Here is a 21,018-nt window from a genome sequence, read left to right on the forward strand (position 1 = left end):
AAATAATTATGGAGACAAAAATGAGAATTTTCGCCCATCGTTTCACGCTATTCACTGTTTGTTATCGGGTCGCTTCTCGTTTGACCCTAACGATAGTAGGCATCTTCTCATTAGCAGCGGTCTCCTGCGCACATGCTCAGTCAGCATGGCCCAGCAAACCGGTTCGTATTATCGTTCCCTACCCCGTTGGCGGCTCGACAGATTTGTTAGCTAGATTGATGGCCAGATATTTTGCAGACACACTGGGGCAGCCCTTTATCGTTGAAAATCGTGCGGGCGCCAACGGCAATATCGGTGCAACGTTCGTCGCAACAGCACCGGCCGACGGGTACACGTTGCTGCTCTCGACGACCGGCCCGTTGTCGTTAAACAAACTGATGTACGAGACCACGTCTTTTGACCCGGTAACTGATTTTGCTCCGATCCTATTGATTGCGGAAGCACCCTTGGTGCTGGTCGCCAATCCTTCAACTGCCGTCAAGACCATGCCCGAATTGATTTCGGCCCTGAAGAAAGAGCCTGGAAAGTTTAACTACGCCTCCGCAGGCAATGGATCGATGGGCCATATGGCAGGCGAGATGATACAAGAGCAAACCAGCACAAAGATGATTCACGTTCCTTATAAGGGTTCAACGCCTGCCATGAACGATCTGGTAGCGGGTGTGGTTGATTTTAGTATTGACCTCGTGCCGACTTACCTGCCGCAAATTGAATCGGGCAAAGCGCGAGCCATCGCGTCTTTGGGAGAGAAGCGAGACCCGTCCCTGCCGAATACACCGACCTTGCGCGAATCTGGCATTCCGACATCATCAACAGGATGGATCGGATTGGTGGGTCCAGCCGGGACCCCCGCGGAAATCGTTAACACACTGAATCAGCGTGGCAATGCATTCTTAAATCGTCAGGACGACCGTGCCAGTCTGGACAAAATGGGCTTGCGACCGCTGGGCGGAACGTCTGACCACTTTGGAGACTTCATCAGCGCTGAGCTTGAAAAGTGGCAGCCACTCGCGGCCCGGCTTTCTTCATCAACCACCAAATAATACAACTATCATGATATCTCAACCTGCATCTGCCGAAGCGCCTCTGGTGGACACTCACGCGCACCTCTATACCCTTGATATGCCCTTGAATGCACGGGCCTGGCACAGACCTGCGCATGACGCGTCCATGAAAGACTATCTATCGGTTCTGAACAGGCACGGCGTGCAGTTCGCCGTACTCGCCGCTGCCAGCATCTATGGTGACTACAACGATTATCACATTAGAGCGTGTCGGCAACATCCCCGTCTACGTACGACCATCATCGCTCACCCACGGCTCGACATGTACACGCTGGAGCGGATGAAAGCCGATGGCGTAGTCGGTATACGATTGCAATGGCGAAACGTCGAGAACCGGCCTGATCTTGCCTCAGATGAGTACCAATATTTACTCAAGCGTGTCGCGGACCTCGATTGGCACGTGCATGTGCATGACGACAGTTACCGCCTGCCGGAAACCCTGCGTTTATTAGAACAGACCGGTGTGAAAGTGGTGATAGATCACTTCGGGCGTCCCGATGAGCAACATGGTCTGAATGCGCCAGGTTTTCAGGCAGTATTGCGATCTGTCGACAAAGGCAATACCTGGGTCAAATTGTCTGCTGGCTTCAGGCTGCCCTCTGAAAATTTAGCAAGCACATGCGCCGCCGAGCTTCTCAAGTCAGCAGGCCCTGAACGTCTCTTGTGGGGAAGTGATTGGCCTTTTGCGGCCTTTGAGGATCGGGTAAGTTACGCCGACACGATAGCGGCCTTTACAAGGTGGGTGCCCAATCAGCAGGCACGTCGCAAGATTGCAGGCGAGACGGCATTAAAGCTATATTTTTCATGATCCTGCAAAGATTTTTCTGCTTTCCCTGAGTTATTCAGGACCTGCCATCTTTCCATCGTGTGAAAAGCTCTGAACTTGCCGTTGACGCAAAATTTAAGCCCTCCTACACTGAGCCTTCAATCAGACTATGCATTTATCCCTATTGTACATACCATGATTTCAACTACGTCACCAGACAGTCAGCCCTCCTTTGCCGTCGATACGCACGCTCATGTGTATGACCTCGAGAAGTACCCTTTCCATGAAAGTAGCGGTTTCTCAATACTGCCCAATGAAACAGGGACGGCCAAACAATACGGCGCTGTATTGGATGCCCACGGAATCAGCCATGCTGTATTGATTAATCCACTCGGTGGGTACGGCGTTGATAACCGTAATATGCTGGACGTAATTGCCGCCTCCGGTGGACGTTTCAAGGGGATAGCAGTTGTACCTCATGATATATCAGAATCCCAACTGGACACAATGATGCATGCGGGCATCATTGGAGTCCGCTTCAACCTGAGCTTTCCTGCCAGTCCGGCTATCGATGGGGCCGGCGGAGCACGACTGCTATCGTTGGCGCAGGAGCGCGGCCTTATCGTGCAGATTCACTACCACGAGGAAGCTCATCTTCTGGAAACCAAACGTATTCTGCAGCTCTGCAAGGCGCCTATAGTCATTGATCACTGCGGCAGACCGGTGCTCGATAACGGTGTCGAACAGAAAGGATTTCAGGCATTGCTGGAACTTGGCCGTTCACATAATGCGATTATCAAGCTATCTGCCGTTTTTCGCTGCTCAAAACAGGGATGGCCCTATTACGATACCGATCCCTATGTTGAAAAGCTCATCGATGCGTTTACGGTAGACCGTTGCATTTGGGGATCCGATTGGCCATTTCTTCGCGCTCGAGCTCGAATAGATTATGGTCCTGAACTCTCAGTACTGTCCCGGTGGTTTCCGGCCATCGAGGATAGGCGCAAAGTATTATGGGAAAACCCTGCCCGGATTTTTGGATTTGAAGGACAATAAATGTTTCTTGACCCTCTTTCGACATCGGGCTTCAAACGCTCCTTATTCAATGCGATTGTCGCACCGCGCCCGATTGGCTGGATAAGCACAATCAGTCACTCAGGACAAGTGAACCTGGCGCCATTTTCCCAATTCAATCTGGTATCAACTGCCCCGCCAGTCGTAATGTTTTCTTGCAATACACCGGATGACCGAGCTGAAAAAGACACCCTCGCGAATGTGAGAGAAACAAAGGAATTTGTAACCAATCTGGTGTCATGGGATTTACGCGAAGCGATGAATTTGACTTCAACACCCTGTCCTCATGGCGTAGACGAATTTGAACTTGCAAATCTGAAAAAAGCGCCGTCGGTGAAGGTACGAGCACCTCGGGTTGCAGATGCGCCGGCAAATCTCGAATGTGAACTTCTGCAGATCGTGGAAATACTAGCTGAATACCCCGGAGAAACACGAAGCAGCACTGTGTTTGGACGAGTCGTTGGAATACACATGGCAGAACAATTTTTGACCGCAGAAGGCCGTTTTGATGTGGTTCGCGCCAAGCCACTTACACGTCTGGGCGGATTCGACTACGCGACTGTCGGCACAATATTACAGATGCCCGCTCCGTTTCGCCGTGCAGGTTAGCAACACCGGAACGCTGTTACTTACTTCTCAAGGAGAATCAGTATGTCACTATCTTCAGATCAGGCGAACAGCGAACTCAGCGTCAGAAAGCGGAGTTTTCAACACTTTGATGAAGCCTTCTCGAAACAAGTGGGATCGCTGCGACGCTGGTTGATGCGGGGACAAAATTTCCTGATGGAATGGATTGAAGCCAGCGATGTCAAAGAAACGATTGCCATAGAAAGCGAATACGAAACGCTGGTGCTCATGCCCGATACTGGCGGCGAAATTCTCCGCGAAAACAAGCCCGCTGTTCCGGCAACGGCTGGTGCTGCATGCATCGTTCCAGCAGGGGCGTTTACTCTCGCGGTCGAACCCGGTGGACGATATGCCGTGATCGCGTCTTCCCGGGTCGATCTCGATATGGAGGAGGCGTTAAACGCGGAGGCCTATTCGGATCCGGACCCACGCATTGATCCCATCGGAACTCCCTATCGCAGGTGTGTTGGCAACGGGGAAGTCCAGGTACTGCTATTAGACGATATCGCCTCTGCAGCAGACAATCCGCGCCTGAAAATCATTCAGACACAAACGCTCAGTATTAATTGGGTGGCTTACCACGGACCACGTGCGCGTTCGCAGCTAAGTCCTCATCGCCACGCCAACCATGAGCAAGGCTCTCTTGCAATCCGGGGTAATTTTGTCCATCATCTTCGTGTCGAGTGGAGCAAGAATGCCGATCTTTGGCAGGACGATGAGCATTGTGTCGCGTCCTCTCCCTCTCTTCTGGTCATTCCTGTCAATCTCGTGCATACCACGGAAGGGGTGGGAGAAGAGGAGCACATTCTGGTGGATATATTTTCGCCCCCTCGGGCTGATTTCATTGCCAAAGGGTGGGTATATAATGCCGGCGATTACACCAGGGATGAATAACCCGGTCCAGCCAGTAACCGGATCAACCGGTAGTGGGTGTGTCGTCACGAAACAGTGCAGTGAGTGTGCGGTCTCGATATCGCCACGTGCGGTCGGGTTGACGCTCTGCGGTTTCTTGTACCGTCGCAATCATGATCGGAGCCTTGGAAGGCAGGACGGGCTCACCATCTGCTGCATATAGACTCAAAATGTAATTACAGCACGCCAGCTTATCCTGCATTTTGGCTATCCTGAAATTTTGCACGATATGTAACGAAAGGCGTGCGCCCCGCTGCCTGCGTGACTGATAAAACTCTTGTATCTCCTTGTGCCCCTGACGGGTCCTGAGGCTGGTCGAAAAAGTTGCGTCTTCGGTATAAAATTCGTGCGCCTTATCCCCCCGATTCGCGTCGACCTCATGCCAGTACTCAATGGCCAGCGCCTCGAGTTCGTGCCGCACTGAAAGCATCTCCTGCATCAGCATCCTCACATAAAAAGTGGATTTATAGAATGGCTTTCATGTTACTGCAGTCCATGATCAGCGACCACAAGCATGAGACAACATTTCGTCTGTCGGAAAGCTGAAACACAATGGTTGGCGGCCTATTTCCAGATCCGTATACTCATTTCCAAAGTAGCAAACAGAATCGACACAACAATAAATGCCAGGGAGACACGTCTTGAATTTCATACGATTTGCCACTGCGATGGGGGTGTTCATGCTTCCCCAGACAGGATTTTCCGCAAGTGATTACCCTGTGAAACCCATTCGGGTCATCGTGCCTTATGCACCAGGCGGGTCTGATCTGTATATACGACCTTTGCAAGAGCGCTTACAGGAAAGGCTCGGCCAGCCAATCGTTGTTGAGAACGTAGGTGGCGCCGGCGGTGTTGTTGGATCAGCTCGTGTTGCATCAAGCAAGCCGGACGGATACACGGTCCTGTTTGCAGGCAGTGGCGCTATCGTTACTGCGCCTAAGGTCACCGGCGCGACATATACCTGGAGAAGCTTCGCACCGGTTGCCAATGTGATATCTATCCCCTTTACGCTCGTGGCACGCGCCAATTCCAGAATGAAAACATTCGACGATTTCCTCTCGCAGGCCAAATCCGAGCCGGGAAAGATTAATTACGCTTCACCTGGACATGGCACCTCTACGCAAATGGCCGCCGATGCAATGGCGGCGGCTGCCGGAATATCAATAGAGGAAGTTCCTTACCAAGGGGGCGGGCCCGCACTGACTGCGTTACTTAGCGATATTGTAGAAACGGCTGTTGCCACACCAAGCATCGTCATGCCGCAGGTCAAAGCCGGCAAATTGGTTGCCTTGGCCGTAACCGGCGAGCAACGCTTCCCTACGTCCAGCGATGTGCCTACAATGCGTGAGAAAGGCGTGGATGTTGCTGTGGTATCGCGCTATGGCTTCTTCATGCCTCGCGAAACCCCTCGTGAGATTGTCAGGCAATTTTCTGAGGCCGTCGAGTATGCGGTCTCAGACAAACACTATGTTGACCTCATGCGAGATAGCTACAACGAAATCGAGTTTCTGGGTCCTGCCAAATATGCCGAAGCCGTGCAGGAGGAGGACACATACTTCACCAAGCTGATGCAAGACATGGGAATGAAAATCAAATAGCGCCCAGTTTGCAGCATCCTGAATATCCGACACGCTTTTAGGAGCGAGCATGATGAAATTATCCAGACCTTCCCCAAATGCAACGCATATTGGCACTTTTGTTAAAACCAATTCGCCCCATGTAATTGAAATTTTAGGACTCACCTCGCTGGATTTCGGTGTACTCGACGCTGAGCACGCACCACTGGATCGTTCAGCATTGGACATGCTTATGCTTGCCGGCAAGGCCGCTAACTGGCCTTTGATGGTACGCATTCCAGACATGGCTTCTTCAACTATTCTTTCTGTGCTTGACGTTGGCGCTGCTGGATTGCTCGTGCCGCATGTGGACACTGCCGAGCATGCGCAGTTAGTGGTTTCCAGGGCCCGTTACAGGGGAGGAGAGCGTGGTTTTTCGAGTTCGCCTCGCGCTGCAAAATATGGAACATTGAGTATGAAAGACTGTCTGAGCGCTGCCGAGGGCAATCTCATCATTGCACAAATAGAAAGTGAAATGGCCGTGGAATCAGTCGAAGAAATATTGAATGTTGAAGGTATTGACGGGATTTTTATTGGGAGAGCCGATCTAGCGCTTTCCTTCGGCCTTGATGACCCCAAGCACGCAAGTGTCGTACAGGCGAGCGAGCACGCGATCCATTGTGCGAAGTCAGCAGGAAAAATTGCCGGCGTGGCTGTCGGGAATATCGGCGAGCGAGATGTGTTCGTGGAAAAGGGAGCAAACTGGATCGTACTAGGTTCCGATCAATCGTTGCTGCGTCAGGCCGCACAAGCCGCAGCAACACGCTCAAGCACCGCATAATTACTGCTGTGTCGTGTAATATGATGGCTTAGCCGGGTCTGATGGTCCAGAGACTGACCTTTCACGAATCCACTGCAATCAGCTGGTTCTATATTTAATCTGGAAGTGTTTTGAGCACCTCTCAACCCATTCGGTCTGTTACGCGCGCCATTGTCTTATTGCAGGCAATGAATCGGCAGGCAGTGTCTACTGTGGAAATGTTATATACCCAGACAGACCTGCCAAAGCCGACTATCGTACGTTTGCTGCGTACGTTAGAAAGTCTTAAACTGGTACGTCATGCGCCACAACACGGTGCATACTATCTGACATCGGGCGTTCGAACGCTGTCAGTGGGCTATCACAGCGAACCCAAAATTGTCGAGGCAGCCATGTCTTTAATGGATGCGATGACACTGAAAGTCAAATGGCCGATGGCAATTGCTGTTTTTGAAGACAATGCTGTCGTAGTGCGATACAGCACCATACCGTTATCCCCGCTAGCCCTTCTGCATTCGACCATCAATATGCGCCTGAGCATGGCCAGCCGCGCGTTAGGCCGTGCCTATCTGGCATTCTGCGACAAACACGAACAGGAAATCATTCTTGATGCGTTGGCGCTCTCTGACGACGCTGAAGACTTGCTGGCGAAAGACCGAATGACTTTTTGCAGGCTGCTTGACGATATACGTCGGGCTGGCTATGCGACCAGGCACAAGGCGGTTCGCCCCATTTCACAAACAATTGCGGTCCCGGTTATCGTTGAGAACCGTGTGGTTGCCACAGTGGGCATCACATTCTTTTCCTCGATTCTGACTGAGAAGAAAGCCGCATCCACCTATTTGTCGGATTTGCAGGATCTCTCTCGCAACATTGGCGATCGCCTGCTCGATCTGGATAAGACAGAGCAATTTGCCAACCATCCCCCCGTCAAACAGGCTAAGCGTCGCAAGGGGAATGATAAGAACAGCGATGCGCCCGTATTACCGCCAGAACAATAGCAGTCTCGCTCCATGCAGAAACCCAATACCGAAATATGGCAATAAAAAAGCCGCTCTTTTACGGAGCGGCTAAATTATTCTCTCTACAAGAGCTTCCTGGTGGGCTGGGCGAGACTCGAACTCGCGACCAATGGATTAAAAGTCCACTGCTCTACCGACTGAGCTACCAGCCCAGGAAAGAAAAAGATTATGAAGGAATTAGAATTTCCTGTCAATACTATTTGCACAATTGCGACAAAGAAATTCTAATTTTTTTCCATGTCGCCATTTTTCCAACAAATTTAACGCTCGCGGGAAATGCGCACTTCTGCGCCGCGGCGTTTGACTTCAAGCCCATCTGACTGAAGAATCTTCAGTCCTTCCAGGCCCTTGATATAACTTGAGCCCTGCATCTGCATAACGCGAATCTTGTTGCGCATGACCACCGGGTTATGCATGGGCATACCGAACATCCAGACTTCATCCAGGATACGCGCGGAGTTGAACTCTCCCATATGCCGGATAGCGGGCCCCAGACAGAGCATGTGGCCCTCACGCCCGAATACGGGCACGGAGTCCAGTCCGCATTCAATCGTGAGCACCTGGCCGCCCTCATAGCGTTGGTTGAGGTTCAGGTCCCACCAGGCATCGCCTTCGGGCAGATACACATTGACTGACGAGCCCGGCTGCAACACGGGTGCCACAAGCAGCGCCGGACCCAGCATAAATTGCTGGTCCCAGGCGCGCGCCTTGATATCGTCCGGATAGGCCAGCGCCATCATGCGCTGCGCCGGCATCCCGGTGCGTACGGCATCTTCAATCACACCATGGATATACGGAATCAAGCGATAGCGCAGCCCCAGCAAGGTACGGATTTGCGCCTGGACCTCTTCCGGATAGGCGTCTGGCAACAATGCGGGCGTCGCCTGAAAAGAGAACCCGGCAGAAAAGACGCAAAGCCCCAACATACGCAAATACAGGTTGGCATCCAATGGGGTATCCCCATCGAGCTGCGCGGCGTTACCCAAATCATGCGTGACCGCGATCACGCCGCTGGCCTGGGCTGAAAGCGCCTGGCGCAACCATTGCGTCAGGCCATCCCAATCATTGCTTGTGGGAAGCGTTTTCTGCCATGCTACGCGTTGCACGGCCATGATAAGGTCGGCAGACGGCACCACCCCTTCTGTCGGGGTCTTGTTCATAGATACGGCGTCAAACAGGGCCCGGCGCAGCAAGAGCGGATACAACTCCCGAAGAAGCGCGCCTGATTCGCCATTGCGCGCATTGACCCCATCGGGAATCTCTAGCGGCAATGAACTGTGGAATGCACCGACGCCTTCGTCAACCAACTGGTGATGCCGCTCGACCCAGAATGCATACGCATCTTTATAGGTCAGATCCAGCAGACCAAATGACACGTTGCCGTTTTCCGGCACGCCGTCAAAGACAAAGGCATTGCCATCGTCATCGGTGAGCAGCCAGCCGCGGTCTTCCAGGTCATCAAACAGAACCGAGTTTTTCGGCACGCCGGGAAAAGACGGCACACAGACTTCAAAAAACTTTTCACGCAGCGCGCCGAGCGTGCGACGCGCATCTTCTATGCGGCTGGCGTCCCATTCGAGCGCCAGCTTGTCTGCCTGAAACTGCACCATGGACGGTTGGGCAAAATCCAGTACGTCCAGTGGAAACTGGGATTGACGCATGGCTTCGGCCTGGGTAATAAAACTTTGCGTCTCCTGCCCTGCCTGCTGGCGGATCCAGGCACCCATCGCCCACAAGGGGGGCTGGCCGGCCCGACCGGTGAGTGCAGAATACTGATTAAAAATCTCGGGGACATCACCGGCAAAGAGAAACAGATCAAAGACCGGACCATCGATAAAAATCTGATAGGTGTTGGGATTGTCTTGCGTGCCAGGGTCATGCATGACCCGCTCCAGCGAGTTCACATAAACGCCCCAGCCCTTGGAACTCCAGGCAAGCGGCAGATAACGGAAGTCGTTCAGGTCGGAAACAACTTCCACGCCGCGACGATTGAAGTCGCCCGTGGTTTCGCCAAGCCCGAAAACCGGCTCGTTGTCCGGCAGATCGAACATGACCGACCAATGGGCCGGCTGCGCATCTTGGGCCTCCATGACCAGCGGCGTTTCAAAGTCATCGTCGGTACACAAAAGACATGTGTCGCCGCGGTACAGTGAAATGTTCAGCGGGCTGTTGCAGATGACCAGAGAGAAGTCACCCTGCGTGAAGCGCCAACCCGATTCGTCGATCAGCGATTCGGTGAGCATGTCACCGATACACTCATCGCGCGCGATGGTCAGCGCCTGGCGCTGTTTCTGACGGGCAGTTTGCTTATCTTCGCAGAGCCTGTCGGGCAACCCTGCCAGGATCCTGAATACGCCGGGGGCGTGAGCCTCGACGCGCAACAATAAATCAGTGTCCGTAGAAAACTCGGCATGCGTAGCATGAGCGGACTTGAATACAAGACGATCAAATTGAATCACGTGAGTTCTTTTCAGTGAGGGGAAAATACCGGGGCATGGAAACGGGCAAGAGATTCCCTAAAAACGCTTATTTTGACTCATTTACCACACAAAATAAAATCAATTCCGGGTTTTGGCTAAAAAACAAAGCGCGAAGGGGCCTTTTCCGCAGGTTTTTCAGCGCGGCGCCACCGCCTGCAGCAGATCGCGCTCCAGCGGAACCGGCTCTGCGTTGAGCATGGCGGCAATAACATCGCCGGCCAGCGACGACCAGGTCAGACCATGAGACGCATAACCACAAGCCAGCCAAAGCCCAGGGGCGTGGCGCACGGGACCGAAGGCCGGCAGGCGACCGCGGATAACCGCCCGAGTGCCGGCCCAGCCGTCAAAGACGGGCGCGTCGCTGTCCGCTGCGGCTTGCCCCTCAACTGCCACGATCTGTGTTGACTGCTGCAAACCCGCAGCGGCCAACTGCGCTCCGGCGACACGCGCGCCTGCCGCTGCGAGGGCATTGGCCACGGGTTGCAGCACCATCGGCTTCAACGCCGGCGCCAGCTTGTCCACAATCTGCTGCTGGCCACTAAACGTGCCTCCTTGTGGCGCCGGCTGCCGCTCGTAGGTACTGCCCAGAACGCACTGCCCTCGCACCGGCGGCAAAAAATACCCTTCCGCGCCGATCACACTGGCAGGCACCTGCGGCAACGAATCCGCCGGAACATGCATGACCTGTCCTGCCAGCGTATCCATGGACATAATGGCCGGCAGCGTCTGCTGCTTGCGTCCCGAGCGCAGCGTCTGCTGGTCCAGTCCACTACGTGCCAACAGTGCGGGGGTGCGGGCCGCGGTCGCCAGAATCACGGTGTCGCATTCGCCCACTTGCTCAATTTGGCCATCGCGCTCAAATTGCAATTGCCATCCTTGTTCCCCTTTGCTCAAGGCGTCAACTTGCGTGCCATGACAGAATATATTCGGATGCGACAACAGTTTTTTAATAAGCGCAGCTGGCGAAACGACCATGCCTTTGGCAAAGTATGCGCCGTGGCGCATCACGCCAACGCCAGCCAGCATCGCTCCTTGCTGCGGCTCAACCAGCCGGACCCAGGTTTGCGGAAACGCCATAGCCTGTACGGCCTGCAACAGATCCCGCGCATGCCCTTTGCTACGAGCCAGCTCCAGCGTTCCCTCTTGCGAAGGGATAATATCCGGACCGAAATCAGCCCAGCGCTGATGCGCGCGATAAACCCCGGCCCGGCTCAGGCGCGCTTTAAAATTATCATCCGCAGAAATAAGCGGCGTAAGCGCGGCAGCAAGATGGCCAGCCTGCGGTCCCGGCTGATTCGCAACCAGCGCCGGGTCGGTTACATGAACGCGCCAGCCGCGCAAGGCCAGCGCATAGGCAACACCCGCGCCGGCCAGGCTGCCTCCGATAACCCAGGCGGTCCGGGTCGCAGCGACGCACGGTTTGGCCGGTTTGTGCAACCCGGCGAGCAGCACCTGCCAGTCCCCGCCCAGCGTGTACCGGTCCAAATGACGTGAACCCTTGTTCCTGATGGCTTGCTGTATCGGATCCAGCACCGGCTCGGGTGCGACAACGGCTAGTGTTGGCGCCGCCATGCGCAGTACGCTGTCGGCATAATGGGCAACATCGACCACCCCGCCGCTTGAATCTGTGAGGACCAGGTCTACGGCGGCGACCAATTGCGAGAAGGTGCTGGCCAGCGGGCCGATCAGGCGCGTGACCGTCATTCGCAGCGCTGGCGCATCAAAACGATGGACCCCGGGCAACAACGGTACCCCGGCATTATCAGACGGCGACAGCAGCGCATTCAGGCTTGCGCGCGCATTGCCCGGATCTCTGGCAGGCGTATTCAGAGCAGCACAAGCCGACGCGCCGGCACTGGACGGGGTTTGTGACGGATCACTGGCCACCTCTTCAAAAAACACCAAATGCAATCGAGCCTGCGCAGGTGCCTCGCGCTGCCAGTATGTCAACAACGTGGCCGCAGCATCGGCGCGGTGCGCAGTAAGCACGATGGCCGTATAAACCTGTTCCTGCCGCATATTTTTTTGCAGATGCACCATGGCCCGTTCCAGTACGGCACTGACATTATTCAGGGCATCACCCATCCACTTTTTCTCCCTGCGGCAATACGGCAGACACGCGTCGGTGGCTCGCGCCTGTACCGGCCCGCCATACCATGCGATCGCGTCGTAGTCATAAAGAATACCCGGTTTTGCTGCAATGTGAACCTGGGCAAAGGTATTCATTTTATAATCTTTTGTTTATCGGGATTTGTCCCGGCTGCTGTTCCGATTCAAACTCAGACGGAGTATCACGCATGTCATCTTCCCTCATCGACTTCGGTATTGCACTTGACGCCGGCATCAAGGCTGCCCATGCGGGAGCGTCGGTACTTCAGGCCTATTCACATCGACGGTCCGACCTGATCATCGATCACAAAGCCAGGAACGACCTGGTCTCTCAGGCCGACAAGGAAGCGGAATTGGCAATTCTGGATACCTTCGCACAATTGACGCCACAGTTTGGCATCGTCGCCGAAGAAACGGGCGGCACGCCCGAGGGCGCCGCCACCTGGTACATTGATCCGCTTGACGGCACGACCAATTATCTACACGGCATACCGCACTATGCCGTTTCGCTCGGCCTCATTGCCCATGCTGGTACAATATTGCCGCAAGCGCGCGAGCCACTGGAGCGCGACACCCCCATCGTTGCGGTTGTGTATGACCCAAACCGCGAAGAGCTTTTTACCGCCGTGGCCGGCACCGGATCCTGGCTCAACGGCCAGCGTATCTCCTGTTCCAAAACTGCAACGCTGGCAGACTCGCTGCTTGCTACGGGGTTCCCGTTTCGTGATTTTTCCTTTGAGAATCAATACAATCCGATCTTCGATACCGCGATTCACACCACGCGCGGTCTGCGTCGCAACGGCGCTGCAGCACTGGATCTGGCCTGGGTCGCTTGCGGACGCTTCGACGGCTACTTTGAAATGGGCCTGGCCCCGTGGGACGTTGCCGCTGGCGCGCTTCTCGTGCGTGAAGCACAGGGCCGCGCAGACGATATGTACGGCAAAGATCCATGGCCGATCAATGGTTATGTCGTGGCTGCGGGCAATGCCCTGTTCCCGGCGCTCTCTGGAATGATCGCCCCTCATCTTAACTCGCAATAGCTTAACCAGTAGAGACAGTCATGGCGCAAAAAAATCAACAATCAACCGAAGCCATTCTCGTCAATGTGCCGCGCAGACTTGACACAGAGGATGCGCAGCTTGCGCTTGAACGCATTCAGGAGTTATTGAAAAAGCATGCGATTGTCGAACAATTGGTGCATCGCCAGGAAGCCGACGACGATCAGTCAACACTGGTCGAAGGCCTGATCCGGCGCCAGCATGAAGCCGAACTGAGCAACACGCTCAATGCCCTGCACCCGGCCGATATCGCATTTATTCTGGAATCGTTGCCTACCGAAGAGCGGCAGCTGATCTGGGGCCTCGTCAATTCAAAATACGATGGCGATATTCTTCTGGAAGTTGATGACTGGGTCCGGGAGTCGCTGATTGCCTCTATGGATCGGGCCGATCTGCTGGCGGCTACCGAAGATCTGGACGCCGATGAACTGGCCGACCTCGCAGCCGACTTGCCGCCGGATATCGTGGCCGAAGTACAGAAAGGGCTGACCGATGCGGAAAGAGCACAACTGCTCGAAGCCATGGGTTACCCGGAAGGTACTGTTGGCGCGATCATGGACTTCGAGATGGTCCGGGTGCGCGACGATGTCACCCTCGAAGTGGTTCTGCGTTATCTGCGCCGCCTGAGCGAACTGCCCGATCATACCGACCAGATTTTTGTCGTGGACCGAGACGACCACATACAGGGGGTGCTGGCCATCTCCCGCTTGCTGGTGAGCGACCCGGATACCATCGTGAAAAACGTCATGAATACCGACTATCTTTCTTTGGGTCCGGATGACGAGGATCGCGAGGCGGCCAGCGCGTTCGAACGTTACGACCTGGTTTCCGCACCGGTCGTGGACCAGCAGAACCGGCTGATCGGGCGTTTGACCATTGCCGAAGTGGTGGATGTCATTCGTGAAGACTCGCAGGAACAGGACCTGTCGCGTGCCGGTCTGCAGGAAGAGGATATTTTTGCGCCGGTCTCGAACGCCATTCGCAACCGGGCGCCATGGCTGTTATTGAATCTGTGCACCGCGTCCTGCGCCGCGTATGTCGCTTCGCAATTTGAAGACACCGTCAGCACCATTGTTATTCTGGCTTTCCTGATGTCAATTGTGGCCGGCATCGGCGGCAATTCCGGCAACCAGACGATGACGCTTGTCATTCGCGCCCTGGCTATGGGTCGCATTACATCGAATAACGTCAAATCGCTGCTGCAGCGCGAGTTTGTGGTGACATTTCTGGTCGGTATTGCCGGCAGCCTGGTGGCAGCCGTTTTTGCCTGGCTTGTTTCACGCAGCCTGTCCATTGCGGCCGTGATGATGGCTGCACTGGTCTGCAATATGCTGATAGGGGCCATGCTTGGCGTCCTGATTCCACTGACGCGCGACCGTTTCGGCAAGGATCCGGCCATTGGTTCGTCTGTGCTACTGACCTTTGCCACCGATTCGCTAGGTTTCTTCGTGTTCCTGGGTCTGGCTAACCTGTTTCTTATCTAGGTTTTATTAGGACCGGCGTTTATCAGATCGGCGCGTGGCTACACGCGCCAGCAACGGACGCACTACGCAGTTGCATTTCGGCCGCCGCGCCCCTATCAAGCGTCCATTTACCATCGCCCGTCGGCGGCACACATGAGAAACCCACAATAAAAAACGTCCCAGACACGGGACCGCAATCCAGCCTTAGGGGCGTTTTCATGAATTTGAAGATGCTTGTGCCGTAATGACAACCACGCGCAGCGAGCACCCGACGCAAAGCTGACAACACACGTACGGACGGCTGGCACCCAACGCGACCGGCACCAATCGCCGCAGCGGTCAGCCCGACCGCTTTGTGATCAGCTCAGCTTGCCATGGCAATGCTTGTATTTCTTGCCGCTGCCGCACGGGCAAGGATCATTGCGACCAATCCGACCCACCATATTCTTGACGGTGATGCCACCGGCAGATACATCGCCCTGTTCGTTAATGTCAGCATTGGCCAGGGCTTCATCATAGTCTGAATGATGAAATTGCATGTTTGATACATGCGACTGCGCAGCATCGGCTTCGGCGGCCTCAACCTGCTCGGGCGACTGGATTTGAACTGTCATGAGCACGCGTGCCGTTTCATTGCGGATTCGCTCCAGCATGGAGGAAAACAGCTCAAATGCTTCACGCTTGTATTCCTGCTTCGGATCTTTCTGCGCGTAACCCCGCAGATGGATGCCCTGACGCAGGTGATCCAGTGACGACAAGTGCTCGCGCCAGAGCGTATCAATGGTTTGCAACAAGATGGCGCGTTCAAACGAGATCCACTGTTCCTTGCCCACCAGCGCCACTTTGGTTTCGTAATTCTCGCGAGCCTGAGCCAGCACCGCTTCCACGATGTCCTCGTCACTCATGTTCTCGTTTTTATCCACCATGTCGACCAACGGCAGGCTGACCTGCCATTCGGCTTCCAGAGCCGTCTGCAGCGCAGGAATATCCCACTGCTCTTCCATGCTTTCAGCCGGCACGTACGTGCGCACAAAGTCGGTAATGGCAGCATCGCGCAAGTTGGCAACCAGCGGACCGGAATCGGCCTCTTCCAGCACTTCATTGCGCTGACCGTACAGCACTTTGCGCTGGTCGTTGGACACATCATCGTATTCAAGCAATTGCTTGCGAATATCGAAGTTGCGGCCTTCCACCTTGCGCTGCGCCGATTCAATCGACCGCGAAACCATTTTTGCTTCAATAGGCTCGCCATCGGTGCCCAGCCGGTCCATAATGGCGCGCACGCGATCGCCCGCAAAAATGCGCATGAGCGAGTCGTCCAGCGACAGATAGAAGCGAGACGATCCCGGATCGCCCTGGCGACCGGCACGGCCCCGCAACTGATTGTCAATCCGGCGCGATTCGTGCCTTTCGGTACCAATAATGCGCAAGCCTCCGGCCTGCTTGACCTGTTCGTTGACGGGCAGCCATTTTTCACGAATAGCGGCAATGCGTTCGTCTTTCTGGGCCGGCGTGAGTGTATCGTCTGCGCGCACCAGAGAAATGGCTTTCTCGATACTGCCGCCCAGCACGATATCGGTACCACGGCCGGCCATATTGGTCGCAATGGTAATTTTGCCCGGCTTGCCGGCTTCGGCCACAATCTCGGCCTCACGCGCGTGCTGCTTGGCGTTGAGCACGTCATGCGGCAGATTCTCTTTTTTCAGCAGTTCGGACAGGACTTCGGAGTTTTCAATGCTCGTGGTGCCGACCAATACCGGCTGATTGCGCTGGTGACAATCGCGGATATCCTTGATGATGGCCGCAAACTTTTCCTGATCGTTCTTGAAAATCTGGTCGTTCTGATCATCCCTGACCATCGGCAGGTTGGTTGGAATAATGACCGTTTCCAGGCCGTAGATTTCCTGGAATTCGTAGGCTTCAGTATCGGCTGTACCGGTCATACCGCCCAGTTTCTTGTACATGCGGAAAAAATTCTGGAACGTGATCGACGCCAGTGTCTGGTTTTCGTTCTGGATTGCGACCCCTTCCTTGGCTTCCACGGCCTGGTGCAGGCCATCGGACCAGCGCCGTCCTGCCATGAAACGGCCGGTGAATTCGTCCACGATGACGATCTCGCCGTCATTGACTACATAATGCTGGTCGCGAAAGAACAGATTATGGGCACGCAATGCCACCATCAGATGGTGCATCAGTGTGATATGACGCGGCTCATACAGCGATTCACCTTGCGGCAGCATGCCCAGGCGCGTCAGAATTTCTTCGGCGTGCTCGTGTCCGGCTTCGGACATATAAATCTGCTGGGACTTTTCATCAACCCAGAAGTCGCCTTCCGGCTCAGGTTCCTGCGGCTTGGGTTCGGCAGCCATGCGCGTGAGCATGGCCGGCACCTGATTCATCTTGACATACAACTCAGTGTTGTCGTCGGCCTGACCAGAAATGATGAGCGGAGTACGAGCCTCATCGATCAGGATCGAATCCACTTCGTCGACAATGGCGTAGCTCAGTTCGCGTTGACGTCGGTCTTCAGCGCGATATTCCATATTGTCGCGCAGGTAGTCAAAGCCAAATTCGTTATTGGTACCATAAGTGATATCGGCGCGATAAGCGGCGAACTTTTCGGCACTGTCCTGTTCTGGCACCACCACACCCACGCTCAGGCCCAGAAAGTTGTACAACCGCCCCATTTGCTGCGCATCGCGTCGCGCCAGATAATCATTGACCGTGACGACATGCACGCCCTTGCCGGTCAGCGCATTCAGATACACAGGCAGCGTACTCATCAGGGTTTTACCCTCACCGGTACGCATTTCAGCGATTTTGCCGTAATGCAGGGTAATACCGCCGATCATTTGTACATCAAAGTGACGCATGCCCAGCACACGGCGCGACGCTTCGCGCACCACGGCAAACGCCTCGGGCAGCATGGCGTCCAGATCTCCGTCCTGTTGATAGCGAGCCTTGAATTCCTCGGTTTTCGCCGCCAGCGCCTCATCGGACAGGGCTTCGATGGTTTTTTCCAGACCGTTGATTCTGGTAACCAGTTTGCGGTACTGCTTCAGAAGGCGATCGTTACGGCTGCCAACAATTTTTTTGAGTAAAGAAATCATTCTGCTTTCAGAGTAATCAGGAAAAATTCAATGGGTGTTCTTCCTGACAGGTTAGTGAGTCATCACGAGAAAATCATATTAGTTTAACGCATACGGGGCCGGGTAGTGATTCCGGAAGGCAACTTGACGCGCTCTTTTGTATCAGTGACGATTTTACTGCTGAGCGCAGCTGCGCCGACCTGCTCTGCGCGTTCGAGCAGGCTATCGGGTTCGGCACTGGCCACCGCTGTGGACGAAGACATCTGGCTCAGAAAGGCAATCGGGTCTGTAGGTTCGCCATCGACACGAACTTCGAAATGCACGTGCGCACCGGTTGAGCGCCCCGTACTACCGACCTTGGCGATAACCTGTCGTTTGGCCACGAGGTCGCCGGCCTTGACCAGCAGCTTTGAATTGTGCGCATAGCGAGTGACCACGCCATTGCCGTGATCAATATCGACGACGTTACCATAACCGCTCATCATTCCTGCTGATATGACGATGCCGGCCGACGCCGCATACACGGAAGTGCCGGCAGGCGCGGCAAAATCAACGCCACTATGTAACATATAGCGCCCCGTGACGGGATTTTTGCGCCAGCCATACGTTGATGAGATTCTGGCTTTGTTCATGGAAACGGGAATGGCGGTGGGCGTACGCTGCAACTGGGCACCCCGCATTTGCATGGCCAGGTCAGTCAGCTTGAGCATATCATCACCGTGCGACAAGGCCGACTTCAGACTATCGAGTTCACGACCCAGTTCTTCTGCCGAGACCACGCTATGATTCTCCGGTTCCAGATCCTCCATCGGCTCGTCACTGGCCTGGACATTCTGGCTAAGCAGTTGGTGCAATTCCGATGTTTCGGCATCGGCGCCCGTAGTGGCCGCCAGGCGTTCGCCCAGGCGGGCGATGGTATCGGCCTTGGCCCGCAACTGCCCGATCTGTGAGGCCATCACGTTCAGGTTATGCCGGATCAGCGCCGCATCACGCAGTGCTTCGGGCCTGGATTCTACCGAGGCCACCTCTTCGGCCACGGGCAGCGAAGGCAGCCCGAAATGGCGTTCCAACAATGCACCAGCAGCAACCGCCAGGCCCAGGCTCATCATTGATACACTGAATGCCCAGACTTTCTTTGTCTTCACAGGAGTGGTATTCTGCGAAGCATGTTGCTCTTCTTTCAATTTCGTACCTGTTAAAAAATAATGGCTCTGTTTTACAAAAAAAAAGGTACTTCGCGCCGCGATCGAGGCGAAGGTAAAACGGCCGCAAATTGGTTGGGACATGACGCCCGCCGGAGCCGGTTGCTGGAGACCGCTGCACAGTTCAACCTGATACAGGGACTGATCGCGCAGGCACTGCAACTCCCGGTAGGTCATGCGTGTCGCGTTGTCGGACTGGAGAACGGCACCCTGATTATTGCTGTCCCCAGCGCAGCTCACGCAGCAAAAATTCGGCAATTGACCACAACTATACATCAGCTGTTGGTCGCCAAAGGGCAACGCGTGGATGAAATCCGCATAAAAATTCAGGCCGGACTCAGACCTGCGCCTATAACGGGGGTCGCAACGCCCCCCGTTATCAGCCAGGATTTAAGCGATCAGGCCCGGCATGCACTCGTTGACCTGCAACAGGCCACGAATAATCAGGAACTGGCCGAAACCCTGGCCCGCATCCTTGAAAAACATCAGGCCAAACGCCAGTCCTGACTGACGGCATCGGCTGCTGCCGCTGCAGAATCATAGGTAATGATTTCGTAAGCATCGGGCTGAGACAGCAGTGTGCGCGCCAGCTTGTTATTCAACGCATGGCCGGACTTGCAGGCCACATAGCGCGCCAATAAGGGATAACCGATCAGATACAGATCGCCAATCGCGTCCAGAATCTTGTGCTTGACGAATTCGTCATCGTAACGCAGACCGTCAGAATTCAGAATGCGAAATTCGTCCATCACGATGGCATTGTCCAGGCTGCCGCCGCGTGCCAGGCCATGCGCACGCATGGTTTCGACTTCCTGTGCGAAGCCAAAGGTACGGGCCCGGGCAATTTCGCGGGTGTAGGAATCGCGCGCGAAATCGACCTCGGCGAAACTGGCCGTGGAGTCAATGGCCGGGTGATGAAAGTTGATCGAAAAGGCCAGGGAGAATCCGGCATAGGGCTCCAGTCGGGCCCATTTGGCGTTTTCTCCTTCACCGTCCTGCACTTCAATGGTTTTGAGCACACGCAAAAATCGCTTGGGGGCGTCCTGCTCCACAATGCCGGCCGAGCGCAGCAGATACACAAAGGTGCCGGCGCTGCCGTCCATGATGGGCACTTCTTCGGCGTTCAGGTCGACGTGGATGTTATCGATTCCCAGGCCTGCCAGCGCAGACATCAGGTGCTCAACTGTGGAAACGCGCACATCGCCATTTTGCAGCACTGACGCCATCCGCGTGTCGCCGACCTTGTCTGCAACAGCGGGTAAATCGACAACCTCGGGCGTATCGACCCGGTGAAAAATAATGCCGGTATTGGGCTGCGCAGGGCGCAATGTAATTTCAACCCTGCGACCCGAATGCATGCCGACGCCGGTGGTTTTCACCAGATTCTTGATGGTTCTTTGTCGTAGCATCGTATTCTCAATTTACAAAAATATAACTCAATTCATGAACACACCATCGGCAGGTGTGGTGGCGGCCTGTCACTGCCCGTGTTGGTGATCGCAAAGTGCGCGATGCGGGGTGAGGACTTCAATGTCGCACAGCTATTGGGATTGCCCGAAAGCCAGGCGCAGCAAGCCATGAAAGCTGCGGTGCCTTTGGTGTCGCGTTACGTAAACACTGCGTTACAGCAGAATTGTCGCGTGACGCCGGTTGCAAAAGCCGATATTTGATACCTGATGTCAAAGACACCTATCGTTCCCGAGTATTTTACTCTGATTAAGGCTAAAAAGCGCGTATTTACGGCACGAGCTGTTTCAATTGACATCGGAAACAAAC

18 protein-coding genes and 1 tRNA gene are annotated in these 21,018 nt (G+C 54.8%); 12 read left to right on the plus strand and 7 right to left on the minus strand.

The annotated features are described in order from the left end of the window. The first annotated feature begins 20 nt into the window (after positions 1-20). From CAP48_RS16195 to CAP48_RS16215, 5 genes are all read left to right on the plus strand, one after another. Positions 21-1,043 (plus strand): tripartite tricarboxylate transporter substrate binding protein, encoded by a 1,023-nt coding sequence (locus CAP48_RS16195; protein WP_161495283.1) that lies wholly within the window; start codon positions 21-23, stop codon positions 1,041-1,043. 10 nt (positions 1,044-1,053) lie between these two features. After that, a complete protein-coding gene (locus tag CAP48_RS16200; RefSeq protein WP_100698532.1) occupies positions 1,054-1,872 on the plus strand; it encodes an amidohydrolase in 819 nt (272 codons plus the stop codon). Between the two features lie 153 nt (positions 1,873-2,025). Further along, on the plus strand, positions 2,026-2,886 hold the full coding sequence (locus CAP48_RS16205; protein WP_100698534.1) for an amidohydrolase: 861 nt from the start codon (positions 2,026-2,028) through the stop codon (positions 2,884-2,886). Continuing rightward, positions 2,887-3,513: a flavin reductase family protein gene (locus tag CAP48_RS16210; protein WP_100698536.1), complete on the plus strand. Its 627-nt coding sequence runs from the start codon at positions 2,887-2,889 to the stop codon at positions 3,511-3,513. Positions 3,514-3,555: 42 nt separating this feature from the next. Then, a complete protein-coding gene (locus tag CAP48_RS16215; protein ID WP_100698538.1) occupies positions 3,556-4,425 on the plus strand; it encodes a hypothetical protein in 870 nt (289 codons plus the stop codon). A 22-nt stretch (positions 4,426-4,447) separates the two neighbouring features. Here the strand turns inward: CAP48_RS16215 and CAP48_RS16220 are convergent, their stop codons facing one another. Continuing rightward, positions 4,448-4,873, minus strand: a complete 426-nt coding sequence (locus CAP48_RS16220) for a nuclear transport factor 2 family protein (protein ID WP_242444535.1) — start codon at positions 4,871-4,873, stop codon at positions 4,448-4,450. Between the two features lie 211 nt (positions 4,874-5,084). Between CAP48_RS16220 and CAP48_RS16225 the strand changes: the two genes are divergently transcribed. The 3 genes from CAP48_RS16225 (at position 5,085) to CAP48_RS16235 (ending at position 7,820) form a co-directional block, all read left to right on the plus strand. Further along, a complete protein-coding gene (locus CAP48_RS16225; RefSeq protein WP_161495284.1) occupies positions 5,085-6,041 on the plus strand; it encodes a tripartite tricarboxylate transporter substrate binding protein in 957 nt (318 codons plus the stop codon). A gap of 49 nt (positions 6,042-6,090) precedes the next feature. Next, positions 6,091-6,840 (plus strand): HpcH/HpaI aldolase/citrate lyase family protein, encoded by a 750-nt coding sequence (locus CAP48_RS16230; RefSeq protein ID WP_242444525.1) that lies wholly within the window; start codon positions 6,091-6,093, stop codon positions 6,838-6,840. A 110-nt stretch (positions 6,841-6,950) separates the two neighbouring features. Further along, a complete protein-coding gene (locus tag CAP48_RS16235) occupies positions 6,951-7,820 on the plus strand; it encodes a DNA-binding transcriptional regulator (RefSeq protein WP_100698540.1) in 870 nt (289 codons plus the stop codon). Between the two features lie 97 nt (positions 7,821-7,917). Here CAP48_RS16235 and CAP48_RS16240 read toward each other — a convergent pair. From CAP48_RS16240 to CAP48_RS16250, 3 genes are all read right to left on the minus strand, one after another. Continuing rightward, a tRNA-Lys gene (locus CAP48_RS16240) sits at positions 7,918-7,993 on the minus strand. A 108-nt stretch (positions 7,994-8,101) separates the two neighbouring features. Continuing rightward, the gene (locus CAP48_RS16245) at positions 8,102-10,327 is read right to left on the minus strand and encodes a glycoside hydrolase family 31 protein (protein WP_369806369.1); all 2,226 of its coding nucleotides are present in this window, start codon (positions 10,325-10,327) and stop codon (positions 8,102-8,104) included. 129 nt (positions 10,328-10,456) lie between these two features. After that, entirely contained in the window at positions 10,457-12,547 is a 2,091-nt protein-coding gene (locus tag CAP48_RS16250) for an FAD-dependent oxidoreductase (RefSeq protein ID WP_153045719.1), read from the minus strand. Positions 12,548-12,618: 71 nt separating this feature from the next. On the opposite strand from CAP48_RS16250, the gene CAP48_RS16255 reads away from it, so the two are divergent. Together CAP48_RS16255 and mgtE are read left to right on the plus strand one after the other, a co-directional pair. Beyond that, positions 12,619-13,470 (plus strand): inositol monophosphatase family protein, encoded by an 852-nt coding sequence (locus CAP48_RS16255; RefSeq protein WP_100698542.1) that lies wholly within the window; start codon positions 12,619-12,621, stop codon positions 13,468-13,470. A gap of 20 nt (positions 13,471-13,490) precedes the next feature. Next, positions 13,491-14,972 carry a magnesium transporter gene (gene mgtE, locus CAP48_RS16260; RefSeq protein ID WP_100698544.1) on the plus strand — a complete coding sequence of 494 codons (1,482 nt, stop codon included), beginning with the start codon at positions 13,491-13,493 and terminating at the stop codon, positions 14,970-14,972. A 338-nt stretch (positions 14,973-15,310) separates the two neighbouring features. Here mgtE and secA read toward each other — a convergent pair whose 3' ends face one another. Next, entirely contained in the window at positions 15,311-18,061 is a 2,751-nt protein-coding gene (secA, locus tag CAP48_RS16265) for a preprotein translocase subunit SecA (RefSeq protein WP_100698546.1), read from the minus strand. 83 nt (positions 18,062-18,144) lie between these two features. Continuing rightward, complete coding sequence (locus CAP48_RS16270; RefSeq protein ID WP_161495285.1) at positions 18,145-19,185, minus strand: peptidoglycan DD-metalloendopeptidase family protein; 1,041 nt, start codon at positions 19,183-19,185, stop codon at positions 18,145-18,147. A 60-nt stretch (positions 19,186-19,245) separates the two neighbouring features. Here CAP48_RS16270 and CAP48_RS16275 point away from each other — a divergent pair, with 60 nt between their 5' ends. Then, entirely contained in the window at positions 19,246-19,749 is a 504-nt protein-coding gene (locus CAP48_RS16275) for a DciA family protein (protein ID WP_100698722.1), read from the plus strand. On the opposite strand, the gene lpxC is transcribed toward CAP48_RS16275, so the two are convergent. Further along, positions 19,728-20,651 (minus strand): UDP-3-O-acyl-N-acetylglucosamine deacetylase, encoded by a 924-nt coding sequence (lpxC, locus tag CAP48_RS16280; protein ID WP_100698550.1) that lies wholly within the window; start codon positions 20,649-20,651, stop codon positions 19,728-19,730. The genes CAP48_RS16275 and lpxC overlap by 22 nt on opposite strands. A 102-nt stretch (positions 20,652-20,753) precedes the next feature. Between lpxC and CAP48_RS20265 the strand changes: the two genes are divergently transcribed. Beyond that, on the plus strand, positions 20,754-20,912 hold the full coding sequence (locus CAP48_RS20265) for a hypothetical protein (protein WP_161495286.1): 159 nt from the start codon (positions 20,754-20,756) through the stop codon (positions 20,910-20,912). The last annotated feature ends 106 nt before the right edge of the window (positions 20,913-21,018 follow it).

This window comes from Advenella sp. S44 (assembly GCF_002810445.1).
GTDB lineage: Bacteria > Pseudomonadota > Gammaproteobacteria > Burkholderiales > Burkholderiaceae_B > Advenella.

Bases quoted from the DNA above. Each gene is read 5' to 3' on its own strand.
- CAP48_RS16210 (WP_100698536.1), top strand. From the start codon at position 2,887: ATGTTTCTTGACCCTCTTTCGACATCGGGCTTCAAACGCTCCTTATTC.
- CAP48_RS16250 (WP_153045719.1), bottom strand. From the start codon at position 12,547: ATGAATACCTTTGCCCAGGTTCACATTGCAGCAAAACCGGGTATTCTT.
- CAP48_RS16205 (WP_100698534.1), top strand. From the start codon at position 2,026: ATGATTTCAACTACGTCACCAGACAGTCAGCCCTCCTTTGCCGTCGAT.
- CAP48_RS16200 (WP_100698532.1), top strand. From the start codon at position 1,054: ATGATATCTCAACCTGCATCTGCCGAAGCGCCTCTGGTGGACACTCAC.
- mgtE (WP_100698544.1), top strand. From the start codon at position 13,491: ATGGCGCAAAAAAATCAACAATCAACCGAAGCCATTCTCGTCAATGTG.
- CAP48_RS16195 (WP_161495283.1), top strand. From the start codon at position 21: ATGAGAATTTTCGCCCATCGTTTCACGCTATTCACTGTTTGTTATCGG.
- CAP48_RS16220 (WP_242444535.1), bottom strand. From the start codon at position 4,873: ATGCTTTCAGTGCGGCACGAACTCGAGGCGCTGGCCATTGAGTACTGG.
- secA (WP_100698546.1), bottom strand. From the start codon at position 18,061: ATGATTTCTTTACTCAAAAAAATTGTTGGCAGCCGTAACGATCGCCTT.
- CAP48_RS16230 (WP_242444525.1), top strand. From the start codon at position 6,091: ATGATGAAATTATCCAGACCTTCCCCAAATGCAACGCATATTGGCACT.
- CAP48_RS16255 (WP_100698542.1), top strand. From the start codon at position 12,619: ATGTCATCTTCCCTCATCGACTTCGGTATTGCACTTGACGCCGGCATC.
- lpxC (WP_100698550.1), bottom strand. From the start codon at position 20,651: ATGCTACGACAAAGAACCATCAAGAATCTGGTGAAAACCACCGGCGTC.
- CAP48_RS16215 (WP_100698538.1), top strand. From the start codon at position 3,556: ATGTCACTATCTTCAGATCAGGCGAACAGCGAACTCAGCGTCAGAAAG.
- CAP48_RS16275 (WP_100698722.1), top strand. From the start codon at position 19,246: ATGGCTCTGTTTTACAAAAAAAAAGGTACTTCGCGCCGCGATCGAGGC.
- CAP48_RS20265 (WP_161495286.1), top strand. From the start codon at position 20,754: ATGCGGGGTGAGGACTTCAATGTCGCACAGCTATTGGGATTGCCCGAA.